The sequence below is a fragment of the Acidiphilium sp. PM genome, assembly GCF_000219295.1.
Taxonomy (GTDB): domain Bacteria; phylum Pseudomonadota; class Alphaproteobacteria; order Acetobacterales; family Acetobacteraceae; genus Acidiphilium; species Acidiphilium multivorum.
Genome location: NZ_AFPR01000509.1, coordinates 1 through 5,704, shown reverse-complemented (window position 1 = coordinate 5,704; position 5,704 = coordinate 1). Strand labels below are relative to the sequence as shown.

6 protein-coding genes are annotated in these 5,704 nt (G+C 67.3%); all 6 read left to right on the top strand.

Annotation, left to right across the window (positions count from 1 at the left end):
• The coding region (locus tag APM_RS16055; RefSeq protein WP_007424441.1) for a murein hydrolase activator EnvC at positions 1 to 291 on the top strand (291 nt) is incomplete at its 5' end.
• A gap of 72 nt (positions 292 to 363) precedes the next feature.
• A complete protein-coding gene (locus tag APM_RS16050; protein ID WP_007424440.1) occupies positions 364 to 1,737 on the top strand; it encodes a S41 family peptidase in 1,374 nt (457 codons plus the stop codon).
• Positions 1,738 to 1,741: 4 nt separating this feature from the next.
• The gene (locus tag APM_RS16045) at positions 1,742 to 2,707 is read left to right on the top strand and encodes a divergent polysaccharide deacetylase family protein (protein WP_007424439.1); all 966 of its coding nucleotides are present in this window, start codon (positions 1,742 to 1,744) and stop codon (positions 2,705 to 2,707) included.
• Positions 2,704 to 3,198, top strand: coding sequence for an RNA pyrophosphohydrolase (locus APM_RS16040; RefSeq protein WP_007424438.1), 495 nt, complete (start codon positions 2,704 to 2,706; stop codon positions 3,196 to 3,198). Before APM_RS16045 ends, APM_RS16040 begins: the two co-directional genes overlap by 4 nt.
• 2 nt (positions 3,199 to 3,200) lie before the next feature.
• A complete protein-coding gene (locus tag APM_RS16035) occupies positions 3,201 to 3,866 on the top strand; it encodes a dienelactone hydrolase family protein (protein ID WP_007424437.1) in 666 nt (221 codons plus the stop codon).
• A gap of 72 nt (positions 3,867 to 3,938) precedes the next feature.
• Positions 3,939 to 5,501, top strand: coding sequence for a glutamine-hydrolyzing GMP synthase (gene guaA / locus APM_RS16030; RefSeq protein WP_007424436.1), 1,563 nt, complete (start codon positions 3,939 to 3,941; stop codon positions 5,499 to 5,501).
• Positions 5,502 to 5,704 lie beyond the last annotated feature (203 nt).

Sequence of the window (5,704 nt, the reverse complement as noted above, 5' to 3'; positions counted from 1 at the left end):
GTGGTCAGCGCCACGTGCGGCGGCAACGTGGTGTTCGCGAAGCCCTTCGCCAGCTATGGCAAGCTGATGATCATCGACTGCGGCGGCGGATACGATTTCGTGATGGCGGGGTTCCAGCAGTTCGATGTATCGGTAGGCCAGCATGTCGAGCCCGGCCAGCCCGTCGGACGGATGCCGGCATTCGATGTGCACAATCCGGGAAACCAGCCGCGCCTCTATGTCGAGCTGCGGCACGACGGGAAGGCGGTCGACCCGGCGTCACGATTCGGTTCCGGGCCGGGGGAACGCTGAAACCATGGCGGCCGGCTCTGGACTTCCGGCCCAGCCGCACTATTGGTGGCAGAGATGATGAGGATGGCGCGTATGAAGTTGAGGACCTCTCTGTTGATCACGGCCACGTTCGCGGTCGGCATCGGCGTCGGCATGGTGGCGCCCGCGGTGCATGATGCCCTGGCCGGCGTTCGCCAGAGCGACGAGACCTATCGCCAGCTGGGTCTGTTCGAGAACATCTTCCAGCGGATCCGGGCCGACTACGTGGTGCCCGAACCCTCGAAGAAGCTGATCTACGATGCGATGAACGGCATGCTGACGGGGCTCGACCCGCACAGCGCCTACATGAACGCCCAGCAGTACAAGGACATGAAGGCCGAGACCTCCGGCCAGTTCGGCGGGCTCGGCATCGAGGTGACCGAGGCGGGCGGCTTCATCAAGGTGATCACCCCCATCGACGGCACACCGGCCGCCAAGGCCGGAATCAAGCCCGGCGATCTGATCGTGGCGATCGACGGCAAACCGATGGTCGGCGTGACGCTGGACAAGGCGGTCGACCGGATGCGCGGCCCGGCCGGCAGCAAGATCGATATCACGATCAAGCGCCCCGGCGTCGACAAGCCGGTGCACGTCACCCTGACCCGCGCGATCATCCATGTCCACGCGGTCAAGACGGCGCTTTACGGCGATGTCGGCTATCTTCGCCTCGCCAGCTTCTCCGAGAACGCGAATCGCGACATTCGCCGCGGCGTGGCGAAGCTCAAGGCCGAAAGCCACGGCAAGGTGGACGCCTATATCCTCGACCTTCGCAACAATCCCGGCGGTCTGCTCGACCAGGGCATCGCCGTGGCCGATGATTTCCTCAACACCGGCGAGATCGTCTCAACCCATGGCCGGCACCAGTCCGACGATCAGGTCTGGTACGCCCATGACGGCGACATCACCGGCGGCAAGCCGATCGTCGTGCTGGTGAATTCCGGCACCGCCTCGGCGGCGGAAATCGTCAGCGCGGCACTCCAGCAGAACCGCCGCGCGGTGGTGATGGGCACCCGCACCTTCGGCAAGGGCTCGGTGCAGACCATCTTCACCATCCCCGGCCACGGCGCGCTGCGAATGACCACGGCGCTCTACTACACGCCCTCCGGCAAGTCGCTGCAGGATTACGGCGTCGAGCCCGACCTCGTCGTGCACGAGACGAACAATCCGAAGGATCATTTCCCGAAGATTCGCGAGTCGAACATGCCGCACGCCTTCCGCAACCCCTCGGGCCTGAAGGCGCCGATCCTGCCGCCGAAGCTGGTGCTGCCGGCCGTCGCGAAGACGATCGCGCCACGGCCGCCGGCCAGCTGGCCGAAATTCGAGCCGAAGCACCCGAACACCGACTACCAGCTCCAGATGGCGCTGAAGCTGGTCCGCGCCATGGCAACAAACCGGGTTGGCGCCAGCCAGGCGGATGTGGCGCACTGAGACAATGCCGCCGTTCCGGATTGCGCGTTCGGTCAAGCTGTTCTGGGCCGGAATCGCCGCCGCTGCGCTGATCGGCGCGGTCGTGCTGCAGGTACTCGGCCCGCCAGACCACGACACGGCCATGCTCACCGGCCCGGTCCTGCATCGCAGCGGCAGCGCGATCCCGCCGCCCAACCCGGCGCTGCTGGTCGCATCGAAAGCCAACCCGGCCTGGAAGATTCCGCATCCGGCGCCAGACGGGATGACGCCGATGCGTTATTACGCGGCCGCGGCGCCGGTGCCGGTGCCGCAAGGTCTGCATCCCGTGGCGGTAATGATGGGCGGCATCGGCGAGGCTCGGCAGGCGAGCCGCGATGCCATCCGCTCGCTGCCGCCCGCCGTCTCGCTCGCGCTCACGCCGTATGGACCGCACCTGCGTTCGGTGGTCGCGGCCGCCCGTGCCGCCGGGCACGAGACCCTGATGGGCATTCCGATGCAGACCGATCGCGAGCCCGCCATCACCGAGGGTGACGAGGCGTTGCGCGGCTCGGAACTCGATCCGGTCAACCTCAAGCACCTCGACTGGGCGCTGTCGCGAAGTGCCGGCTATGTGGGCGTCACCGACGAGATCGGCATGTCGGTCGACGAGACCTATCTCACCCAGTTGCTGAACCGCCACTGGCTCGGCAAGCAGCTGCGCCCGACGGGCCTCCTTCTTGTCACGGCATCGCAGGGCAGCGGCGTGCCCTCCGGCGTTCCCGGACGGGTGGCGGACGTGGTGATCCATCCCGAAATGAGCGTCGACGAACAGCGCGCGGCGCTGAAGCGGCTGGCGGCGACGGCGGTTGCGAGCGGCAGCGCGCTCGGCGTGATATCCTCGCCCACCGCGGATGACATCGCCGTGCTCGCCCAGTGGTGCCAGGGGCTGAAGGCGGACGGCCTGGTCCTCGTTCCGGTCAGCGCGCTGGTCGCGGCACGGGGCGCGCAATGACCGGCGCGACCGCCCTGCCCTACCGGAGCAATGTCGGCGCCGCGCTGTTCAGTCGCGCGGGCAAGATCCTGGTCGCGCGCCGGGCCGATCTCGGCCCCGACGCCGCCTATCAGTGGCAGCTGCCGCAGGGCGGGATCGACGGCGACGAAGATCCGGCCGCCGCCGTGCTGCGCGAGCTGGACGAGGAGATCGGCACCACCGCGGTCGAGCTGCTCGGCGAAATCCCCGAATGGCTCAGCTATGATTTCCCGCCTGACGTGGTGGCGAAATTCGGCGCGCGGCATCGCGGGCAGCGGCAAAGGTGGTTCGCGCTGCGCTTTCTCGGCACCGACGACATGATCCGCCTCGACGCCCACGCGCATCCCGAATTCGATGAATGGCGATGGACGGAGCTTTCCTCCATCCCGGCGCTGGCGGTGCCTTTCAAGCGACCTATTTACGAGCGCCTCGCGCGGGATTTCGCGCGGTTCGCCAAAACGGACGGAGCATGACGATGGGTGAGATGATCAACCTGACCGCCTCCTGCGGGCACAAATTCCAGGCCTATGCCGCCGGCGACACCGCCTCGCAGCGAGGCATCGTGATCGTGCAGGAAATCTTCGGCGTGAATTCGCACATGCGGCAGATCTCCGATCACCTGGCCTCGTTCGGCTACCGGGTCGTCACCCCGGCGCTGTTCGACCGGGTCGAGCGCGGCGTCGAACTCGGCTACGACGCCGCCGGGCGCGACAAGGGCCTCGCCCTCCGCGCCGAGATCACCGACGAGGCCGTGATGCGCGACATCGAGGCCTCGGCCGCCGCCCTTTCGCCGCGGCCCACGGGGGTCATCGGCTATTGCTGGGGCGGCACCATCGCCTGGTGGGGGGCGACACGGAGCAAGAGCTTCAAGGCGGCGATCGGCTGGTATGGCGGCGGCATCGCCGCCACAAGGTCGGAAAAGCCGAACTGCCCGGTGCAGCTGCATTTCGGCGCCGAGGACAAGGGCATTCCGCTGGCGGATGTCGAGTCGATCCGCAAGGCGCAGCCGGATGTCGGAATTTTCGTCTACCCGGGTGCCGAGCATGGCTTCGGCTGCCACGACCGGCCGAGCTTCAACCCCCGCGCCAACGAGATCGCCGAGCATCGCAGCCTCGCCTTCTTCGCCGAACACGTCGTCTGACGGGCGGCAGCCGTGAGCGCCGCGCGGCCCGGAGGGATTGAACCCGGCCGCGTGGCGTGCTGTTGAGGCGGCATGTCCGACGCACCCTCCGCAGACCGCATCCTCATCCTCGATTTCGGCAGCCAGGTGACGCAGCTGATCGCGCGCCGCCTGCGCGAGACCGGCGTCTATTGCGAAATCTGGCCATTCGACGCCGATCCGGCGCGCATGGCGGCTTTTGCGCCGAAGGGCATCATCCTTTCCGGCGGCCCGGCGAGCGTGATCGAGGAGGTCGCGCCGAAGCCCCCGGCCGACGTGTTCGGCGCCGGCGTGCCGGTGCTCGGCATCTGCTACGGCGAGCAGGCGATCTGCGATGCGCTGGGCGGCGCGGTGGAAGGGTCGGACCATCGCGAGTTCGGCCGCGCCTTCATCGACGTCACCGCGGACTGCGCGTTGTTCGAGGGCGTCTGGGCCAGGGGCCAGCGCGCCCAGGTCTGGATGAGCCATGGCGACCGGGTGACCGCGCTGCCGCCCGGCTTCCGCGCGGTGGCGGTGAGCGAAGGCGCGCCCTTCGCCGCCATCGCCGACGATGCGCGGCGCATCTACGGCGTGCAGTTCCATCCCGAGGTCGTCCACACGCCGGACGGCGCCCGCCTGCTCGCGAATTTCGCGCACAAGGTCTGCGGCCTTGCGGGCGGCTGGACGATGGCGAATTTCCGCGAGACCGCGCGCGATGCGATCCGCGCCCAGGTCGGCACCGGGCGGGTGATCTGCGGCCTGTCCGGCGGCGTCGATTCCTCGGTCGCGGCGGCCCTGATCCACGAGGCGATCGGCGACCAGCTCGTCTGCATCTTCGTCGATCACGGCCTGCTCCGCGCCGGCGAGGCGGACGAGGTCGTGCGCGTCTTCCGCGACCGCTTCAACATACGACTGGTGCATCGAGACGCATCGGACCTGTTCTTCGCGGCTCTCGAGGGCGTCACCGATCCGGAGGTGAAGCGCAAGACGATCGGCCGCCTGTTCATCGAGGTGTTCGAGGAAGAGGCGAAGAATCTCGGCGGCGCCGATTTCCTCGCCCAGGGCACGCTGTATCCGGACGTGATCGAAAGCGTCTCCGCTCGCGGCGGGCCCAGCGCCGTCATCAAGTCGCACCACAATGTCGGCGGCCTGCCCGACCGGATGCGGATGAAACTGGTCGAGCCGCTGCGCGAACTCTTCAAGGACGAGGTGCGCGAACTCGGCCGCGAGCTGGGGCTGCCCGAGACCATCGTCGGCCGCCATCCCTTCCCCGGCCCCGGCCTTGCCATCCGCATCCCCGGCCCGGTCGACCGCGAGAAGGTCCGCATCCTGCAGAAGGCAGATGCGATCTATCTCGAGGAAATCCGCAATGCCGGCCTGTATGACGCGATCTGGCAGGCCTTCGTGGCCCTGCTACCGGTGCGCAGCGTCGGCGTGATGGGCGACGGCCGCACCTACGACTTCGCCTGCGCCCTGCGCGCCGTCACCAGCACTGACGGAATGACAGCCGACGTCTACCCGTTTGACATGAGCTTCCTGACGCGTGTCGCCGGGCGGATCGTCAACGAAGTGCGCGGCATCAACCGCGTCACCTATGACATCACCAGCAAGCCGCCCGGCACCATAGAGTGGGAGTAGGGTCGAAGCGCAACCATCTGTTTCGATTTCGGAATTATAGTGCGACCACGATATGATCCGCATCATCAATGGCTCGGTTCCTCGTATTCGAAGAGCGCGCCGCTGAGACCTGTATCGATACCATATTCGAGCGATTGGCACCGGCATCGCATCGAAGATTCACGCTGCACGCCTAACTAAAATCCGCTCCAAATAACGATTGA